The sequence below is a fragment of the Virgibacillus halotolerans genome (genome assembly GCF_016908515.1).
GTDB lineage: Bacteria > Bacillota > Bacilli > Bacillales > Amphibacillaceae > Virgibacillus_M > Virgibacillus_M halotolerans.
The window spans coordinates 361,860-380,179 of the sequence record NZ_JAFBEA010000001.1 but is presented as its reverse complement, the minus strand read 5'-3'; the positions used below and the strand labels follow the sequence as shown (position 1 = coordinate 380,179).

Below are 18,320 nucleotides of genomic sequence, written 5' to 3'. Positions count from 1 at the left end.
TTAATACGCAGCCAAATCTCGCATTGCTTTTTCCACTTTATCCGGATTCACCATGAAATACTTTTCCATTGTTGGTGCATAGGGCATGGCGGGTATATCTGGTCCTGCTAACCGCTCAATAGGCGCATCTAAATCAAATAGGCAGTTCTCGGCAATAATAGCTGCTACTTCTCCGATGATACTTCCTTCTTTATTATCTTCTGTGATTAATAATACTTTGCCTGTCTTTTTCGCAGCTTCAATAATTGCATCTTTGTCAAGCGGATAAACGGTTCTTAGATCAAGAATGTGCGCATCGATACCTTCTTCAGCTATTTTTTCCGCAGCCTGAAGTGCAAAATGTACACACAATCCATAGGTGATAATTGTAATATCTGAGCCTTCACGTTTCACATCTGCCTTACCAATAGGAAGTACATAATCCTCTTCAGGCACTTCACCTTTCAATAAACGATAAGCGCGTTTATGCTCAAAGAACAGTACGGGATCATTATCTCGGATGGATGCTTTTAATAACCCCTTCGCATCATAAGGTGTTGAAGGCATAACAATTTTTAAACCTGGCTGATTGGCAAAGATGGATTCAACCGATTGGGAATGGTATAGTGCCCCATGAACACCACCACCATATGGTGCCCGTATTGTAATAGGGCAATCCCAATCATTGTTGGAACGGTAGCGAATTTTGGCTGCTTCGGAGACGATCTGGTTTACAGCCGGCATAATAAAATCAGCGAATTGCATCTCTGCCACTGGACGCATGCCGTACATCGCAGCACCGATTCCGACACCTGCAATAGCGGATTCAGCAAGTGGTGTATCAAGGACGCGCTCCTCTCCAAACGCTTCATATAAACCATCCGTCGCTCGAAAGACGCCGCCTTTTTTACCAACATCTTCACCTAATATAAACACTTTTTCATCCCGCTGCATTTCTTCTTTTAAAGCAGAAGTTATCGCCTGTATATATGACATTACTGGCATTTTGATTCCCCTCCTTACATTTCTTCATATACAAATTTCAAAGCACTTTCAGCATCTGCATATGCTGCATTTTCTGCATAGTCTGTTGCTTCATTGATTGTTACATCAATGTTTTTGTTCATTTCCAGTTCAATTTCATCCGTCAAAATACGATTATCTTTGAGATACTTGCTAAATGTAATCAAAGAGTCTTTCTTTCTTGCTTCTTCTACCTCTTCACTTTCACGGTAGTGACGATCATCATCGTCACTTGAATGGGCAGTCAAACGATATGTTATCGCCTCAATTAATGTAGGACCTTCCCCTTTAATGGCGCGTTCCCTTGCCGCTTTCACATGCTCATATACTGCTAAAGGATCATTGCCATCCACTGTAAATCCGGGCATACCATAACTTATAGCCCGGTCTGCAACATTTTCACTAGCTAACTGTTTTTCAACAGGTACGGAAATTGCATATTTATTATTTTCAACCATGGTGATCACAGGTAGTTTATGAACACCAGCAAAGTTTAAACCTTCATGGAAGTCCCCTTGGTTAGAGGATCCCTCACCTAAAGTTGTGAATGAGACAAAGTCCTTTTTCTCCATTTTAGCTGCCAATGCAACACCAACAGCATGCGGGAGTTGTGTCGTAACCGGAGATGAACCGGTCAATATTCTGTTTTTCTTTTGCCCGAAATGACCAGGCATTTGCCTACCACCAGAGTTAGGATCTTCTGCTTTCGCAAATCCCGAGAGCATGAGATCTTTAGCTGTCATACCAAACGCCAATACGATACCTAAATCCCGATAATAGGGGGCAATATAATCCTTCGCATTGTCTAGCGCAAACGCTGCTCCAACCTGTGCGGCTTCCTGCCCTTGACACGAAATAACAAATGGTATTTTACCTGCGCGGTTCAACAGCCACATTCTTTCATCTAATTTCCTTGCTAAAAGCATTGTTTTATACATATCCAGGACTTGTTCATCTGTTAACCCTAATGATTTATGACGATCTTCAGCCAATGAAATGACCTCCTTGTTTGTTCATTTAACCGTGTATTTGTTTTCCTTCCACTGCCAATGCTGCTTCACCCATAATTTCCGAAAGTGTCGGATGTGGATGGATGGTGTGGGCAATTTCCCATGGGGTAGCATCGAGTACTTTTGCAAGTCCCGCTTCGGAAATCATGTCGGTCACATGAGGTCCAACCATGTGCACACCTAATAAATCTTCGGTGTCTTTATCCATAATGATTTTAACAAAACCGTCTGAATTCCCATGTACCAGTGCTTTACCAATTGCTTTAAATGGAAACTTTCCTATTTTTAATTCGTAGCCTTTTTCTTTTGCCTGTTTTTCTGTCAGCCCAACACTAGCAGCTTCCGGATTGGAATAAATACAGGTAGGAATATTGTCGTAATTGATTGGCAAGGGATTCTGATCAGCCATGTGCTCAACAGCCGTAATCCCTTCGTGCGAGGCAACGTGCGCTAATTGCATCCCGCCAATAACATCCCCAATTGCATATATATGGGTCTCTTTGGTTTGAAAATACTTGTTTGTCTTAATAAAGCCTTGATCAACGACAACATCTGTATTCTGTAGACCAATATTGCTCGTATTTGCTTCACGTCCAACAGAAACCAACATCACATCCGCTTTAAATGTTTGATTTCCTCCAGTCACTTCAGCGTCTATCGACACACCGTTTTCTTTCGTCAATGTGTCTGCTAATACTTTCGCATCCTTTATAAAAGTAATACCCTTCTTTGTTAGAAGGTTCTCCATTTCTTTCGCGATTGCCTCGTCTTCCGTGGGTAAAATCTGGTCTGCATATTCAACGACCGTAACTTTCACACCGAAATCTGCCAACATGGACGCCCATTCAATCCCGATCACACCGCCACCGACAATCAGGATAGTTGTGGGCAATTCTTCCATAAATAACGCTTCGTCAGAACTCATCACATAGGTTCCGTCTATTTCTAACCCGGGAAGTGATTTTGGTTTCGATCCAGTTGCGATCAAGACATTTTTTGGCACAATCATTGTATTTTCATCACCATTTTCATACTCAATTGAAATGGTTCCAGGCATTGGAGAAAAAATACTTGGTCCTAAAATACGCCCGAAGCCGTTAAATACATCTATTTTTCCTTTTTTCATTAATCCTTGGACACCTTGGTGTAATGTATTAACAATACCGCTTTTTCTTTCCATAACCTTTGCGAAGTTTAGTGACACGTCTTTCACTTCAATACCGTAATCTTTGGCCTCCTTTGTTTGCTTAAACACCTCTGCACTTCGCAGTAATGCTTTAGATGGGATACAACCACGGTGCAGACAGGTTCCGCCCAACTCGCCTTTCTCTACCACTGCTACTTGCATTCCCAGCTGGGAGGCTCTAATTGCTGCCACATATCCACCAGTGCCTCCGCCAAGGACGACTAAATCATATTCTTTGGTCATCTATTGTATACTCCTTTTTCATTTATTAATTTGGGTATACTTTTGCACGTTCTTCTTCACGTAACACCCGTAATACACCATCGTTCAATGCCTGCAGTTCATTTTCACCTGGATAAATAAGCGTGTCAGCAATCCACTTTACCCTTTTTGTAATGGCCTCAACAAACGCTTTACCATATGCCAACCTGCCCGTTAATACAATTGCATCTACTTTACCCGATAAAACGGCAGCCATTGAACCAATCTCCTTGGCAACTTGATATGCCATCGCATCGTATATATGCTTTGCTTTATGATCTCCGGATACAATTCTATTTTCAACTTCAAGCACATCATTTGTATTTAAATACGCCATCAAACCTCCGCCACCAATAATTTTATTCATGACTTCATCCTGATAATAGTCACCGGAATAACAGATAGAAACTAAATCACCTACCGGAACAGTACCTGCCCTTTCCGGTGAAAAAGGCCCTTCCCCATGTAATCCATTATTTACATCGATGACCCTTCCATTTTGATGTGCACCAACTGTGATGCCTCTGCCCATATGTGTGATAATCAAATTGAGATTTTCATAGGACCCATTTAAGTCGGACGCAGCGCTTCTGGCGGCAGCTTTCTGATTTAAAGCATGAAATATACTTTTTCTTGGAATTTCTGGAATACCAGATAATTTGGCAATATCTTCCATTTCATCAACAACAACTGGATCAACAATATATGCACCAATATTGAGTCCTTCTGCTATTTCATATGCAATTATTCCACCTAAATTAGAAGTATGTTCACCGTTAAAGCCCATTTTCAAATCGTCCAACATAGGGTTATTAACCACATAGGTACCACCGGCAATTGGTTTCAGTAATCCACCTCTGCCACAAACTGCATTCAGTCTAGATATATTAATCCCCTCGTAATCCAATTGATCAAGAATAACCTGTTTACGAAAATCGTATTGATCCATCACGCTTTTATATTTCCCCAGCTCAGTTGTTTGATGGCGAATCGTTTTCTCAAATATACAATTCTCATCATCGAAAACACCGATTTTTGTAACTGTTGATCCGGGATTAATGACGAGTGTTCGGTAGTGTGAAAGCAATGCTCTAACCTCCGTTTAATCCAAACCTGTTCACCTTCCCGGTATTTATCTTCTGCTAAGTGTATGATGTCCATTTAATAAAAATTGATTTCTTGATTTTCTGACGGATTCAATTCTTTCTTCCGCCATTCGGTCTGCTGCAACATACGTCGGTACATTATCACGTTTTGAGATCTCAAAGATTTTCGTTAAACTGTCATAAATGGTTTCCACCTGTTTCATTGCACGGGATTCGTTATAACCATTCAGTTCATCAGCCACATTGATCACTCCACCAGCGTTAATCACAAAGTCCGGCGCATAAACAATACCTTTTTCATAAATCATATCTCCATGTTCTGGTGTTTTTAATTGGTTATTGGCAGATCCTGCAATTACTTTTGCTTTCAGTTGTGGGATCGTATCATCATTAATCGTTGCTCCGAGAGCACAAGGTGCATAAATATCACATTCCACACCATATATATCGTCCGGGTCTACTGCTTCAGCTCCAAAAGCATCTACCGCACGTTGTACCGCATCTTTATTAATATCCGTTACAATTAATTTCGCACCTTCTTTATACAAGTGTTCACACAGTGTGAATGCAACATTACCTACCCCTTGAACTGCAACAGTTTTACCTTCTAAAGCGTCACTCCCAAAAGCCTCTTTAGTAGCCGCTTTTATTCCTTTATAGATACCGTAAGCTGTTACTGGTGATGGATTACCTGATGAACCGAATTCCGGTGAAATACCTGTTACGTAATCTGTTTCCAGATGAATGGTATCCATATCCTGAACGGTTGTGCCGACATCCTCCGCAGTTATATAACGACCATTCAAGCTTTGAATATAACGACCAAACGCACGGAACATTTCCGGATTTTTATCTGTCTTGGGGTCACCAATAATAACAGTTTTACCGCCCCCCAGGTTTAAGCCTGCTGCAGCATTTTTATAAGTCATTCCTTTTGCTAAGCGCAATGCATCTTCAATTGCTTCCTCTTCCGTTTTGTACGTCCACATTCTGGTACCACCTAAAGCAGGCCCCAAAGTGGTGTCGTGAATAGCAATAATTGCCTTCAGTCCTGAGTTCTTATCCTGACAAAAAACCAATTGTTCATAATCGTATTCTTCCATATAATTGAATATTTCCATGTTGAATTCCTCCTAAAATATTTTAGATGTTACTAAAGTAAGTATTATTAATGATCTCTTTCCTTTCCAAAAGATCAAAGGCAATGTTCATAACAGCAGTTGTATCTGCCCATTAGCAACAGATACAATTTAATTTGTCTTGTTGTGCATTTTTCCTCCCAACATTTACTTATAGAGACAAATGCAAGAAGCATGCCAATTCAACAACGTTGAAAGCGCTTCATTTACCAAAACGGAATACTGCATAACATTGCACATACGCAAATTAATGCATGCTTTTTCATTCCAATTGATACTTGTCCATCTTATAATACAGGCTTCGAATAGATATATTTAATGCTTTGGCTGTCTTGGTTTTATTGTAGTGATTTCGTTCATAGCTGTTAAAGATAAAATCCTTTTCATATTGTTCTAGTGCTGTCTGTAATGTTTGGTGTTCGTTGGATAGATTGGTATGTACTGGACTAGGATGCTGTGATGATTGCAAAATGAACGCTGGAATATGTTCTTTTTTAATAACTTCTTCATTCATGTCCATGTAGATCATTGCTCTCCCAATTATATTTTCCAACTCTCTTATATTTCCTGCCCAGTGGTGTTGTTTCAAATTAATCAATGCATCCTCGGATATAGTAAGAACATTTCTTCCGTAATCCTGATTTGTCTTTTGAATAACATGTTGAATTAATTCTGGCAAGTCTTCGATTCGCTCGTTTAATGAAGGAATAAATATCGGCAAACGATTAAGTCGGTAGTATAAATCCTCACGAAATGTTTTATTTGTAATTGCTTTTTCTAAATTAATGTTGGTAGCTGTAATAATTCGCACATCAACAGGAACTGATTCTGCCCCACCTACACGAACAATCTCTTTTTCCTGCAACACACGTAAGAGCTTTGCTTGCATGTTTAATGATAACTCACCTATTTCGTCAAGGAAAATACTCCCGTTATTTGCTTCTTCAAATAAGCCCTTTTTACCGCCATGCTTTGCCCCTGAAAACGCACCTTCCTCGTAACCAAATAATTCACTTTCCAATATAGATTCTGCAATGGCTGCACAATTTACACGTATAAACTTATTATGCCTGCGATCGCTTTCATTGTGAATGGCGTGTGCGAACAGTTCCTTTCCAGTTCCGGAATTCCCACGCAATAAAACCGTTGCAGGTGTCTTTGCGCCGACTCTTGCTTGTTCCACTGCTATCCGCATTTCATGGGAATTACCAATAATATCAGCAAATGTATATTTGGCTTCTAAGTTGCGAATAATCTGTCTTGCGCGTTTTAATTCATTTGTCAATGAGCGAATTTCAGTTACATCATGTAAAACACCAACACTGCCTTTAATTTTACCATCTACAATTACAGGTGCAACATTTACTAACACATCTTTTTTGGAAGGTCCTACTTTCATAGGGACACTGCGAACCGCTCTTCTTGTTTGCAATACTTTCAGATGCATACTTTCGCCTTCAGATATGTCTCTAGTAGCTGGTTCACCAATAATATCATTATCTTTCAACCCAGTAATGCGAGTATAGGCAGGGTTAATCATTAATCCTTTACCGTTTTCATCCACAACGCTGATCGCTTCGTCAGAGGATTTAATGATTGCTTCAAGCATCGTCTTAATTTCTTTCAAATCCGTATTTTCCTCAGCTAAATTCTTCACTTCTGTAATATCTTTAAATGTAGCAAAAGCACCAATTAATTGCTCTTCCCCATTTATAATTGGGATTCTGGTCGTAATAATATTTTTCCCATTTTCCAATAGAAGCTTCTGATTAATTTCACGTTGTTCAGTTCTCAATGTTTCAAGTAATTTGGTGTTCGGAATAATGGTACGGATATTTTTACCTTCAAATGCTGTCTTTGCATAACCGACGATTTTCTCAGCGCTTTTATTCACAAATTGTACGCTTCCCTGATTGTTAATGACAATCATCCCATCACGAATATTGTTGAGTATCAATTCCTGGTTATTCATCTGGTATTTTATTCGATTCAACAAAGATTCCTTTTCAACAAATAATTCCGAGATGATGTATGCTACACTGCCAGGGATAACAATTGTATCATGATGGGTTCGTTTCATTAATGCCGCTAAAACAGCTTCACTTCCGGTTACCTCAATGACGATATCAATATCACTGTCAATCCAACTTTCCCAATTGCTGTCAGTCGGGATTTGATGCGCTTTCGCTAATTCGAGGCCTTTGGCATGTTGATTACGATCTATAATTGCAACAATTTCCATGCGTTTTACAGCATGTAAAATTTTAAATAACGCACTTCCCCCTCTACCTGCTCCGACAATAAGCACTCGCTTCATATCATCCCACCTTGCATGATTTTGCATGATTTTATCATACGGTAATCTGCACCTTATTGCAAACGTTCTTTTGTTCCTATCTTCACAAAAATTTGATATACTATTTAATGTTGGCCGATGGATCATCTTTATGAGGAGAAATGAAATGATTAGATTTGTTGCAATCGCAATCGTTTTTATACCTGGAATTATTGCTGCTTTTGGAATAAAGCTGATGCGTGATAGCATATTCAATGAATTTTACCCGTTATTCTTTTATCCAAGCATTCAATTTATAGTGGGATTATTACTATTTCTTGGTGGAATTGGCTTTATTGGCGGATTTATTGTACATCGTGACCGCAATAAACAAAAGCTAAAACAACAAAATAAACGAAGAGATTAAAAAAGATGGTGAAAAACCATCTTTTTTATTTAAAATTGAATGTTAAGAACATTTTTTGGCTGATTTATGTTATTATTATCAGCAACTCATTCAATTTATGACCAGGAGGATAAGGAAAATGACAGTAAAAGTAACAAAATTTGGTGGAAGTTCTGTAGCGAGTGCGACACAAATAGAAAAAGTTGGCAGAATCATAAAGCATGATCCGCAACGAAAATTTATTATTGTATCTGCTCCTGGAAAAAGAAACAAACAAGATGTGAAAATTACTGATATGCTAATTGCGTTAGGAGATGCATACTTAAGTAACGTAACATATGAGGATAACCTGGAATCTATCCTCCAACGTTTTAAAGAAATTGTTCTGGAGTTACAATTGCCTAATACCATTTTAATGGATATTGAACAATCGATTCGGGACGTATTAGCAAAGGAAATTCCCGCTGTTCAAAAAATGGATGCCATCAAGGCACTTGGCGAGGATAGTTCTGCAAAAATTGTCAGTGCTTATTTACAGCAATTAGACATCAATGCAACTTATTTAAATCCGCAAGACGCGGGCTTAATTGTTAGCGACGAACCTGGCAACGCACAAATTTTACCGGAAAGTTTTCCTAAAATACATAATTTGAGAGCGAAGGATGGCATTCAAGTCATTCCAGGTTTTTTCGGATTTACAAAAGAAGGCCAGCTTGCTACGTTTTCCCGGGGAGGATCAGATATTACAGGCTCCATTATTGCGGCAGGGCTAAAAGCTGATTTATATGAGAACTTTACTGATGTTGATTCTGTTTATACCGTTAATCCAACGATTGTTGATCATCCAAAAGAAATTACTACCTTAACCTATAAGGAAATGCGCGAATTATCTTATGCAGGCTTCTCTGTATTTCACGATGAAGCACTCATCCCTGCTTTCAGGGAAGAAATTCCCGTCTGTATTAAAAACACGAATAATCCAGAAGCACCTGGAACAATGATTGTAGCGGACAAAGAGCCGGATGAAAAATGTGTCGTTGGAATTGCCAGTGACAGTGGATTTTGTAGTCTATATGTCAGTAAATACTTGATGAACAGAGAAATTGGCTTCGGCCGTAAATTATTGCAAATCCTTGAAGATGAGGGAATTTCCTTTGAACATGCACCTTCAGGAATTGATGATATGTCTGTAATCATCCGGGAAAAAAAATTACCCTTTGAGAAAGAAGCCATCATTTTACGAAGAATTAAGGAAGAACTGGCCGTTGACACCGTGACAATGCATCGTAATTTAGCAATGATCATGGTCGTCGGTGAAGGACTAGTACGAACCATTGGCGTTGCACAAAAAGCTACAACTGCAATTAGAGATGCAGATGTAAATATCGAAATGATTAATCAGGGATCATCAGAAGTTTCGATGATGTTTGGTATTTCTGCCGACGATTTAGATCGGGCAATTCAATCTCTGTATACTGCTTATTTTGGAGATAAATAAGCAAACTAGGCTTATCGCCAAGCCCTTAATGCTTAAACTCCATAATTCTGCGCTTGTGAAATAAGTTTTATACTTTATTATTTGCAATCATGGCATAAAAATATTACTGTACAATTAACTACAGTAATATTTTTATGCCTTTTAATTTTTTCAACTTGCCCGATGTTCCAATCGCAATCGGTCAGCGACCATTGCAATGAACTCACTGTTTATAGACGACGTAGAAGTAATTCGGTAGGTGTGACGGTAGTTTGGCGTATGTTTGTCGGATAGCCTACAAGGTACTTTATCGGAGTACCGAGGTAAGTTTGTTGGCTTCATTGTACGGCATTAATTCCGTAATAGCAAGCGGTTTTTATAATATCGTTGATTTTTTGCATAAAAAAAGAAGCGCCCCGAAGGACGCTGTTGTTGTTCATTAATCGAAATACCTCCCTTAGAATTTACTCATGAAGACATCTAAGGCATTTCGCTCATTTACGTATGCGCGAATTGCCTCGTTGTCACCTTCAATGCGAACGATCGTCTCTTTTTGATTCCGTAGTTCATCGCGGATTTCTCCGAGAAGGCTTGCTTCATCATCCCGTTCGATATTAAATCCGCTCGTTTCTGCTCGAAGTTGCGCTGAAACCTTTCCGGCATAACCGCGCATATCACCGACTTCGAATCCGGCTAACTTCGGCTGATCGGGCGTAGCTGCTAACGACACTGCTTTCGCCATTTTCTGGATAGTCGATATTTCTCCGGACATTCCTTCGGTCAATCCGCGGCCAATCATTCTACCGACGTCATTCCGCATTAGGCGGGAAGGCGATTTGATCTTGAAGAATTTCTTAAACGCACCGGCAACACTACTTCCGACTTTTGTCGCGGTTTCTACCACCGAATCTTTCGCGCTGTTAATCCCGTCCTTCAACCCGCCGACAAGGTCTTTACCTTTACTGAACATATCACCGACGAATCCGCCAATACTCGAAATAAGTCCCTCTCCGACTTTCGCAACTGCTGATCCTGCTTCGCCGACCATACCGATAATTCCGTCAATCAGCGCCCCTATCAATTCGACACCTTTATCGAGCATTTTCGGAACAAACTCGGCAAATTTCACGACTAAATCGGTCAATAAATCGTAACCTGCGGAAAGTAGTTCGCCCGCTGTTTGGCCGATCCCTTTGATTAGCGCCCAAACAAGTTCGACTCCGGCCTGCAATATTTGAGGTAAAGCGCGAATGATTGCGGCTGCTACCTGAATTACGATCGTGAATACTGCCGCCAGTAGCTGCGGAACTATTTTGAGTATTCCAGAAATCAGCGTCAGTAGTAGCTGAACCCCCGCCTCTAAAATCATCGGCAGATTGTCCAGAATTGCGCCAGCAACCGCTAGAACTAGGTCAATCGCTGCATTAATCAGCGAAGGCAAAGTGGCTACGATTCCGTCTATTAACGCGAGTAAAATGTCAATTCCAGTCTCTATCAAAATTGGAAGGAGGTCGATGATTGTCGAGACTATCATTTCAACCAAACTGACTGCCGTACTAATTAATTCCGGAAGAATGCTTGTAATTCCGTCGATCAGCATAAGCAGAATTTCTACTCCGGTCTCTAACACAACTGGCAATAATTTCGTTATTACAAGAACAAGTGAGTCTATTATTTGGGTAGCAACCTCGACGATAATAGGCAGAACCGCTAAAATTCCCTTTTGAACTGCGTTTAAAATTTCCATTCCGGCGTCAATTACTAGCGGTAGATTTTCCGCCAATGTCTCCACGACTGTCGTAAGTATCGTCATTGCTGCCTCGATAATTATAGGAAGCGCGACGACAATTCCCTCGAGGATTTTTTGGATTATCTGAACGCCAGCCTCCAGGATTTTCGGAAGATACTCGGTTATTCCGTTAAGGAACGTGGTAACTACCATTTCGACAGTTTCTACGATCAAGTCTATATTTTCTAGTATCGCGCCAGCAATCGCGGGTAAATATTGGGAAGCTGCGATGATAATTCCTGGCAGACCTCCGACTATAATCCCGACAATTGTTGGTGCAAGCATAGCGAATATCTCGCCTATTTTTTCGAAATCACCGTTCAATATTTCTTGTATAGTGGTCGTCAGCCACTGAAACTTTTCGGTAATTAGACGGGCACCTTCTTGTATGTATTCCTGTACCCAATCCGGCATCATATTATAAAGAGACTCCGCGACATTTGTAGCAATCTCCGCTACTTTTCCAGGTAACTCGCTTAGGTATCCGATTACGTTACTCACCAACGTACGAGTGCTTTGCGCTACCTCGTCCCAATGCGTAACTAAGTAAACAGCGAACGCACCTACGGCCACAATTGCTGCGCCTATTGCTACGACTATTGACATTATCTCAGCTACTAACCCGATTGCTGCGGTCATAGAAATCCCTAGCGCACCTGCTAACATTGCTATTCCGGTCGTTACGACTCCTGCTACTGCCAATAGTGCGAGTAACCCTGCGGTTAAGAAGGATAATACCGGAATAGCGAAACCGATTATTACGATCCACTTGTTAACCTTACCGCCATTTTCTTCAAGAGTTTGCGCCATTTCGACTAACTTGTCGACGAACGGAGTCACTGCGTCAATTGCCTTACTCATTGCGTCCATAAACGGAACGCCGAGTACTTGCGCGATATATAGTAGCTTGTTTCCTAATACTTTCAGCTTGGAAGTAAACGTCCTATAACGCTCTTCCGCCTCTTCGGACAGCGCTACGTTTTCCCTCCACGCCACACTTCCGAGTTCTAGCGCTTCCGTGAATACATCGGACGCACCTGCCGCACGCATCAACGTATCTCTAACACGGATTTCTCCGAGTTCTAAATCGCCAAGTACTGCTGCGACGTCGCCCCCGGAATCGGATATGCCGCCCAATCCTATGATAAACGCCATAATCGCCGATGCTGCGTCAGTCTCGAAAGCATGTGCGAAATCACTTGCGGACATACCGGCTACTTTGGCGAACCCTTCGAGATGCTCCCCGCCACCTTTTACGGCAGTGTTCATGTTAAGCATTACTCGGGAGAACGCGGAGCCGCCCATCTCGGCTTTAATTCCAACGGCCGAAAGTGCGCCCGCAAACGAAAGTATCTGATCCTCTGACATTCCGACTTGCCTGCCCGCACCGGCTAGTCGTAGCCCCATGTTTACGATCTCACTTTCCGTAGTGGCCAAGTTGTTTCCGAGATGAACAACGGTACTCCCCAGCCGTTCTACGTCGTTCGGGCTAGTTCCGACGATGTTCATAAACCGCGCTAATGCCGTTGCCGCATCTGTAGACGACATATTCGTCGCAACGCCCAGATCGATCATAACTCGCGTAAAATCCAGGATATCGTCTTTCTTTACGCCCAACTGCCCGGCAACCTCTGCGACATTGGCGATCTCAACCGCCGATGCCGGCAACTCTAGCGACATATCACGTATGCCTCTTGATAGCGCCGTAAACTCTGCTTCCGTTGCATCTGTCGTTTTTCGCACTCCGGTAAAGGCGTCTTCAAATTTCCTTGCCTCATTTACGAGCATTCCGATACCGGCAGTGGTCGCAACCCCGAGCGTCGCAAATACTGAGGCGCCAGCCGTACCGATAGACGTCAAAGTTTTTCCGAATGCCATCATTCTATTTTGCGCCCTGGTCAGATTCCTTTGGTAGCTTGATATATCTGCCCCAACACGTACTATTACGTCCCCTATCATCCGGAGCACCTTCTGTTATAATCGCCCATAAGACTATTAGCTTGTCTCATCTTTTCGGAATACATCGCTACATCGCCTCGCGCTGCTGCTTCCATAGATTGCCTCAAGGCTGAAAATGCCGCATAAAGCAGTGAGATATGTCGCCTATCTTCTGGACTAAGTTTTAATCTGCGAAGTTTTTCCGCACCTTTTGCGACTTGTTTCGCTGCGTATTTGAAAGAATCTACGCCAGGTTTATCCCTTAACCTACTTGAGGACTGTTCTACGTATTTAACTAATATATGAATAATGTCCGCCCCATCGTGCCTATAAGTCTTTGTCACTTTGCATTCCTCCTCGTTTTTTGTAATAAAAAAAGACACCCAAAGGATGCCTCATTTCGTATCTATTCGTTGTTACTTCATTCTGGTAGGAAGGCGGTATGTAACTCGAATCCCTCTGCCATATTCTGTAATATTCGAGTTTATAACGTTCCCGCCTGTTTGCTTTACGTATTCCACAAATTCCGTAAATTCTTTCGTATCGTATAGGACTATTACATATTCATTCGCCAATATATCGACCCCTCGTCTACTTAAATAGAATATTTCCGATTTCTACATTATTCGTATATTTATCTGATAAATACTGCTGTGTTCCTTCGTTTAATGTTACGCCAGATACTGTAACCTCTTCGCTTTCTTTATTCTCCCGTTCCAAACTACTTAGCAGTCGATTCAATCCTTCTTCGACGCCTTCTAGTAAGTTAGACGGCTGCTTATGACCTTTATCGTATGTGTTTCCGTTCAATTCAATTTCATACATCATAAAAGGTGTGTATCGCTCATATTTCGTATATTTTACATTTAATTCTGCCATTTTGTTTATCCCCTTTTCGATTATTAGTAAATACGGGGCAGTCAGCGCACTACCCCGCGCGATGAACGAACATGGTACGCCATCCGATAACGCTTTTCCCTCCGACAATAGTCGTTCTAGCGGGAAATATTCGCTTTATCTAATCTTTGGCTTATTTCTTATTTTGTCGAACAGTTTCCGACCGACGTCATATCCATCTTTCCTCGGAGGTTTAACCTTGCTGCCATTTCCCATACTAGGGTCGGCGTATTTCCTACGACCACCCAGACGCATCTGTACCCTTAAATCGAACATTACGCCTTCGAGGTTGCTCTCATCATCCGCTAGTCGATCATTAACGAATGTAAGGGCGCTGTCCATTTCGTCCGGTTTGACGCCCTTCATTGCCATCTGTTCACGTAGAAACGCATCTCGATACTTTTGAAAGTTATCCCGCGTTCCCTCCGTTGTTTCCGGGGTTTCGTCTGTCATTTATATTCCACCTTTCGAATTTACTTTAGTTTGGCGGCGTATCCGTTTTGTGCTCGATCCGCGACATAGTCGAACATTCTTTGTATGCCTACCGGGCCAGTTTTCGACTTGATTTCCTTTATCCGTGATCGTTGCTCTGCGACATCCTGGAATCCCTTCACCTTTGAACATTCCTGCCGGATCGCGTCCGCATTTCGATTTATATCGTCTTTCGACTGTTGGCTAATCGCCCGCGATAATGCTTGCTCGGTTAACGCGTCGATCTGTTGGGCCATTGCTAACCGTTCCGCATCATTAAATACCTTCGATTTGTCCGCTAATAGGTCAAACACGTCGGATGATACCGGCGCCGTTGCAAGTTGTGCGCCGATGTTCCCGATTAATTTCTCTGCCGCCGCCTGTTCTTCCGGAGTGCCTGCGTCTGTAGAAAATGCTCGCTCTGCCAGGTCGCGCTCAATCGCTGCGATTTCGACGTCATATTCCTCCTGCATGGCGTCCATATTGGCGTCGTAATCTTTTTCTAATTCCTCCAACTGATATTCGCGCTCGGTTTCGTTATCGTTATAACGATCGGTATTTTTTAATCCTTCTTTTTTGCTTACATAATCACTTCTTTTCGCTTCCGCCTTTTTAGAAATTGCATGTAACGATGGAAAATCTGTATAATTACCATGAATTGTTTTAGACATACTATCTATCCCCTTTTAATTTTGATTTTAATTGAATAACTTCTTCCTCTAATTTATATATTTTGTTATTTGCCCTAGCCATACGCCGTTCAACGATCTCATTCACATCTGCAACGGTGAATAACTTTTCTTCTTCTTCTTCTTCTTCGTTCATATTAAAACGCTCCTTTTTTTGTTGTTGTCATACTACGCAATGTATTCCGCCTCGCCCTCGTCGAAAACTTCTGTAATACTTGATCGCCTTTCCTCGGCTTGTTCCGCTAACTGCCACACTCCTTCCATTTTTGACGTGTATTTGCTTAAATGGAATCGGATCACACCCTCGTATTTTTCATAGTTCCATTTATTCATTCGAAAATCTGTTAACATTACAATTCCGTAGTCATTGCTGCCTATCTGTTCGTTTACATATTCGCCGAGAGTTTCGAAGGCTTCCCGGTTGTTTAGTTTTTCTTCGAAGTATAGCGACGCAATGGATTTCGTATCCTTGCCGGAATGTTCCAATACCCCAATGGCCGTATAGTCGTCGCCTTTTATCTGGTATGCTTTAAACGTTCTTTTATTAATCCGCCCCAAGTCCGCACCTCCATAAAGGTCGTTATATTCATCGAATGACATTTCGATTGTTTCGGTAGTTGTATTAATTTCGATCTGCAACGGTTCTAACGTTATGCGTCGGCTTTTAGCCAGTTTTACTATCGCAAATACTTCCGTTTCTAGTCCACGGGAAACAACTTCACCCGCTGCGTTTATTATCTGGTAGCCTGCGTCTGATATCGTTAACTTTGTACGGTGTCCGTTTTCTATCGGCAATAACGGATTAAATTTGCCGTCCTTCCTTTCCGTCCAAAATTCGGATTTTGAAAAGCTCCCCTTTGCGTATGTATTGCGTTTGATAATACATTTCATATAATCTCCTCCTATAGTTTTATACCGAACATTCTCTCCGCCTGTCGCCTTTGTTCAATTGGTATTTTAAATTGGACAGCTTTTCGTTTATTTTGCTTACTATATTCCGCCATGATCTGCCAATCGTTTTTGAATTTGTAACGACGTATTCGTTGGATTAAATCGGCGTCCTCTGTATACCCGGCAATAAATCCTGGTTGTATCCGCCATAATTCGTTTGTCATCTTGTAATCGTCTCCTCCCAACATAAAAAAGCGTCAGCCGTAATGGCCGCGCCTTGTTATAACTTCTGTTTATATTTTGTAATTCGCCCATGCTTTAAGGACTGTACGCATTCTTTCTGACGGGAGATATAATTCTACTTGTTTTCCGTTTCTTATGCGGGAACGGTAGATCCACTGTAACAAGTCCGCTACTGCGAGCAGTTCTTCATTGACGGTTACCCCGTTATCTTGAAAAAATGATATTTCGGTTGGAGTCATGAACCTATTAAATACGTAAGCCAACGCCCATCGGTCCTGATACTCGTTTGTTGCTCTTGCGTTACACTGTAAGAACGATCTTGCGTATCCCTTACCCGAGAGTCCCGTCTTAGCATCCTTGACCGTCGTCCATATAATCTCCTTCGACTTAGCTTTAACTACATTACGGAAGTAGTTATAAATATTTTTCCTGATTTCGTCCTCTTTATCAGCCGTTAAATTACGTAAATACGTGGCGCTGAGCGAACCAACGTCATTAAGCTTACCTTCGTATAAATTGATTAGCGCCATTAACTCCTCGCGATTCTCGCCTTGCTTATCGTATTCCACAAGATTATACCGATCGCCATCGTGATTGACTGCGTGATACTTATATTCGAAGTTGTATAGGTCGAAATAATATCGCTGTATCTGTGCGTCAAATAGATACGTCATTACATATACGTCACTGAACGCATTGAATACCCTCGGAGGAAACGCCCATATTAAGTATCTCCCACGGAAATAGAATAGGTTGCCCGCCTTGGCTAGTCGCATAACAGAAGAGTATGCCGCCTGTACGTCATAATCATCGCATAACCGTATTACGCGGTTGTATTCAACTTCTATATGCCCTAACCGCTTTAAGTCGGATATATCCCGTTGCGTGACGTTTGCCCGCTCAATAACGTCCATAACTTCATCCAGTATTAGCGTATAGCCTGCGCCATCCAATAACTCAATGAGTTCATCATCTGCCGTTTGGAATAGTGAATGCGTACTTACTATGTCCTTACCGTCTACAATTAACTGCTTGAGGCTATACATCTTACTGCCGTCCTTATTGTTATTATTTGGCTCAAAAAAGTCGCGGTCAGTATTTGCTATGATCCGTTTAACTTCGTCCAGATATGGCGTAATATAGATATACTTATCCAACGGATTTCCTTTGTTCATTCGCTGAATCGCCCAGGACGTTTTCCCACTTCCCATAATCGAATCTACTACGTTTATTTTTATCTGATTTTCCATCGCTCAACCTCTCCTCGCCTTATATTTATATTCGATCAACTACAACAACCGGATATTACGCTTTTATCGGTTAAACCTAAGACCATCGATAATATATATATATCGAATTTACTTAATAGTCTACGGAATAAACGGTTTTAGTTTATTTCGTTGTATCTTGACCTTAATTGTGTACAATTACCGTTATACCAAGACCTTAAGACACTGCGATTCCTTCCAGTCATCGCCATTATACTTTTAGCACGTTCTATACCCTTCCTTTAAGGACAAACGCCTGTAACCGTTGGTAT

Annotated in this window: 17 protein-coding genes; 2 read left to right on the top strand and 15 right to left on the bottom strand. The window is 41.4% G+C overall.

Going from position 1 to position 18,320, the window contains the following annotated elements; all coding sequences use genetic code 11:
- The 6 genes from JOC34_RS01975 to JOC34_RS01950 all read right to left on the bottom strand — a co-directional run bounded on the left by JOC34_RS01975 (position 1) and on the right by JOC34_RS01950 (position 8,021).
- The gene (locus JOC34_RS01975; RefSeq protein WP_205135024.1) at positions 1-984 is read right to left on the bottom strand and encodes an alpha-ketoacid dehydrogenase subunit beta; all 984 of its coding nucleotides are present in this window, start codon (positions 982-984) and stop codon (positions 1-3) included.
- 14 nt (positions 985-998) lie between these two features.
- Positions 999-1,940, bottom strand: coding sequence for a thiamine pyrophosphate-dependent dehydrogenase E1 component subunit alpha (locus JOC34_RS01970; protein WP_205135906.1), 942 nt, complete (start codon positions 1,938-1,940; stop codon positions 999-1,001).
- A gap of 79 nt (positions 1,941-2,019) precedes the next feature.
- Positions 2,020-3,441, bottom strand: a complete 1,422-nt coding sequence (gene lpdA, locus JOC34_RS01965; RefSeq protein ID WP_205135023.1) for a dihydrolipoyl dehydrogenase — start codon at positions 3,439-3,441, stop codon at positions 2,020-2,022.
- A 25-nt stretch (positions 3,442-3,466) separates the two neighbouring features.
- The gene (gene buk, locus JOC34_RS01960; protein ID WP_205135022.1) at positions 3,467-4,546 is read right to left on the bottom strand and encodes a butyrate kinase; all 1,080 of its coding nucleotides are present in this window, start codon (positions 4,544-4,546) and stop codon (positions 3,467-3,469) included.
- Between the two features lie 45 nt (positions 4,547-4,591).
- Positions 4,592-5,686: a Glu/Leu/Phe/Val family dehydrogenase gene (locus JOC34_RS01955; protein WP_205135021.1), complete on the bottom strand. Its 1,095-nt coding sequence runs from the start codon at positions 5,684-5,686 to the stop codon at positions 4,592-4,594.
- A gap of 280 nt (positions 5,687-5,966) precedes the next feature.
- Positions 5,967-8,021 carry a sigma 54-interacting transcriptional regulator gene (locus tag JOC34_RS01950; RefSeq protein ID WP_205135020.1) on the bottom strand — a complete coding sequence of 685 codons (2,055 nt, stop codon included), beginning with the start codon at positions 8,019-8,021 and terminating at the stop codon, positions 5,967-5,969.
- A 145-nt stretch (positions 8,022-8,166) separates the two neighbouring features.
- Between JOC34_RS01950 and JOC34_RS01945 the strand changes: the two genes are divergently transcribed.
- Both JOC34_RS01945 and JOC34_RS01940 read left to right on the top strand, forming a co-directional pair.
- Positions 8,167-8,406 carry a DUF2627 family protein gene (locus JOC34_RS01945; protein WP_205135019.1) on the top strand — a complete coding sequence of 80 codons (240 nt, stop codon included), beginning with the start codon at positions 8,167-8,169 and terminating at the stop codon, positions 8,404-8,406.
- A gap of 118 nt (positions 8,407-8,524) precedes the next feature.
- The gene (locus JOC34_RS01940) at positions 8,525-9,883 is read left to right on the top strand and encodes an aspartate kinase (RefSeq protein ID WP_205135018.1); all 1,359 of its coding nucleotides are present in this window, start codon (positions 8,525-8,527) and stop codon (positions 9,881-9,883) included.
- A gap of 436 nt (positions 9,884-10,319) precedes the next feature.
- On the opposite strand, the gene JOC34_RS01935 is transcribed toward JOC34_RS01940, so the two are convergent.
- The 9 genes from JOC34_RS01935 to JOC34_RS01895 all read right to left on the bottom strand — a co-directional run bounded on the left by JOC34_RS01935 (position 10,320) and on the right by JOC34_RS01895 (position 18,030).
- A complete protein-coding gene (locus JOC34_RS01935; protein ID WP_275577676.1) occupies positions 10,320-13,529 on the bottom strand; it encodes a phage tail tape measure protein in 3,210 nt (1,069 codons plus the stop codon).
- A gap of 77 nt (positions 13,530-13,606) precedes the next feature.
- Positions 13,607-13,933 (bottom strand): hypothetical protein, encoded by a 327-nt coding sequence (locus JOC34_RS01930; RefSeq protein ID WP_205135016.1) that lies wholly within the window; start codon positions 13,931-13,933, stop codon positions 13,607-13,609.
- 247 nt (positions 13,934-14,180) lie between these two features.
- Entirely contained in the window at positions 14,181-14,468 is a 288-nt protein-coding gene (locus JOC34_RS01925) for a hypothetical protein (protein WP_205135015.1), read from the bottom strand.
- Between the two features lie 135 nt (positions 14,469-14,603).
- Positions 14,604-14,939, bottom strand: coding sequence for a hypothetical protein (locus JOC34_RS01920; protein ID WP_205135014.1), 336 nt, complete (start codon positions 14,937-14,939; stop codon positions 14,604-14,606).
- Positions 14,940-14,959: 20 nt separating this feature from the next.
- Complete coding sequence (locus JOC34_RS01915; RefSeq protein WP_205135013.1) at positions 14,960-15,628, bottom strand: hypothetical protein; 669 nt, start codon at positions 15,626-15,628, stop codon at positions 14,960-14,962.
- Position 15,629: 1 nt separating this feature from the next.
- The gene (locus JOC34_RS01910; RefSeq protein WP_205135012.1) at positions 15,630-15,782 is read right to left on the bottom strand and encodes a hypothetical protein; all 153 of its coding nucleotides are present in this window, start codon (positions 15,780-15,782) and stop codon (positions 15,630-15,632) included.
- Positions 15,783-15,814: 32 nt separating this feature from the next.
- Positions 15,815-16,537, bottom strand: coding sequence for a hypothetical protein (locus JOC34_RS01905; RefSeq protein WP_205135011.1), 723 nt, complete (start codon positions 16,535-16,537; stop codon positions 15,815-15,817).
- Between the two features lie 11 nt (positions 16,538-16,548).
- Positions 16,549-16,761 carry a hypothetical protein gene (locus JOC34_RS01900; protein WP_205135010.1) on the bottom strand — a complete coding sequence of 71 codons (213 nt, stop codon included), beginning with the start codon at positions 16,759-16,761 and terminating at the stop codon, positions 16,549-16,551.
- Positions 16,762-16,830: 69 nt separating this feature from the next.
- Positions 16,831-18,030, bottom strand: coding sequence for a hypothetical protein (locus JOC34_RS01895; protein WP_205135009.1), 1,200 nt, complete (start codon positions 18,028-18,030; stop codon positions 16,831-16,833).
- Between the last annotated feature and the right edge of the window lie 290 nt (positions 18,031-18,320).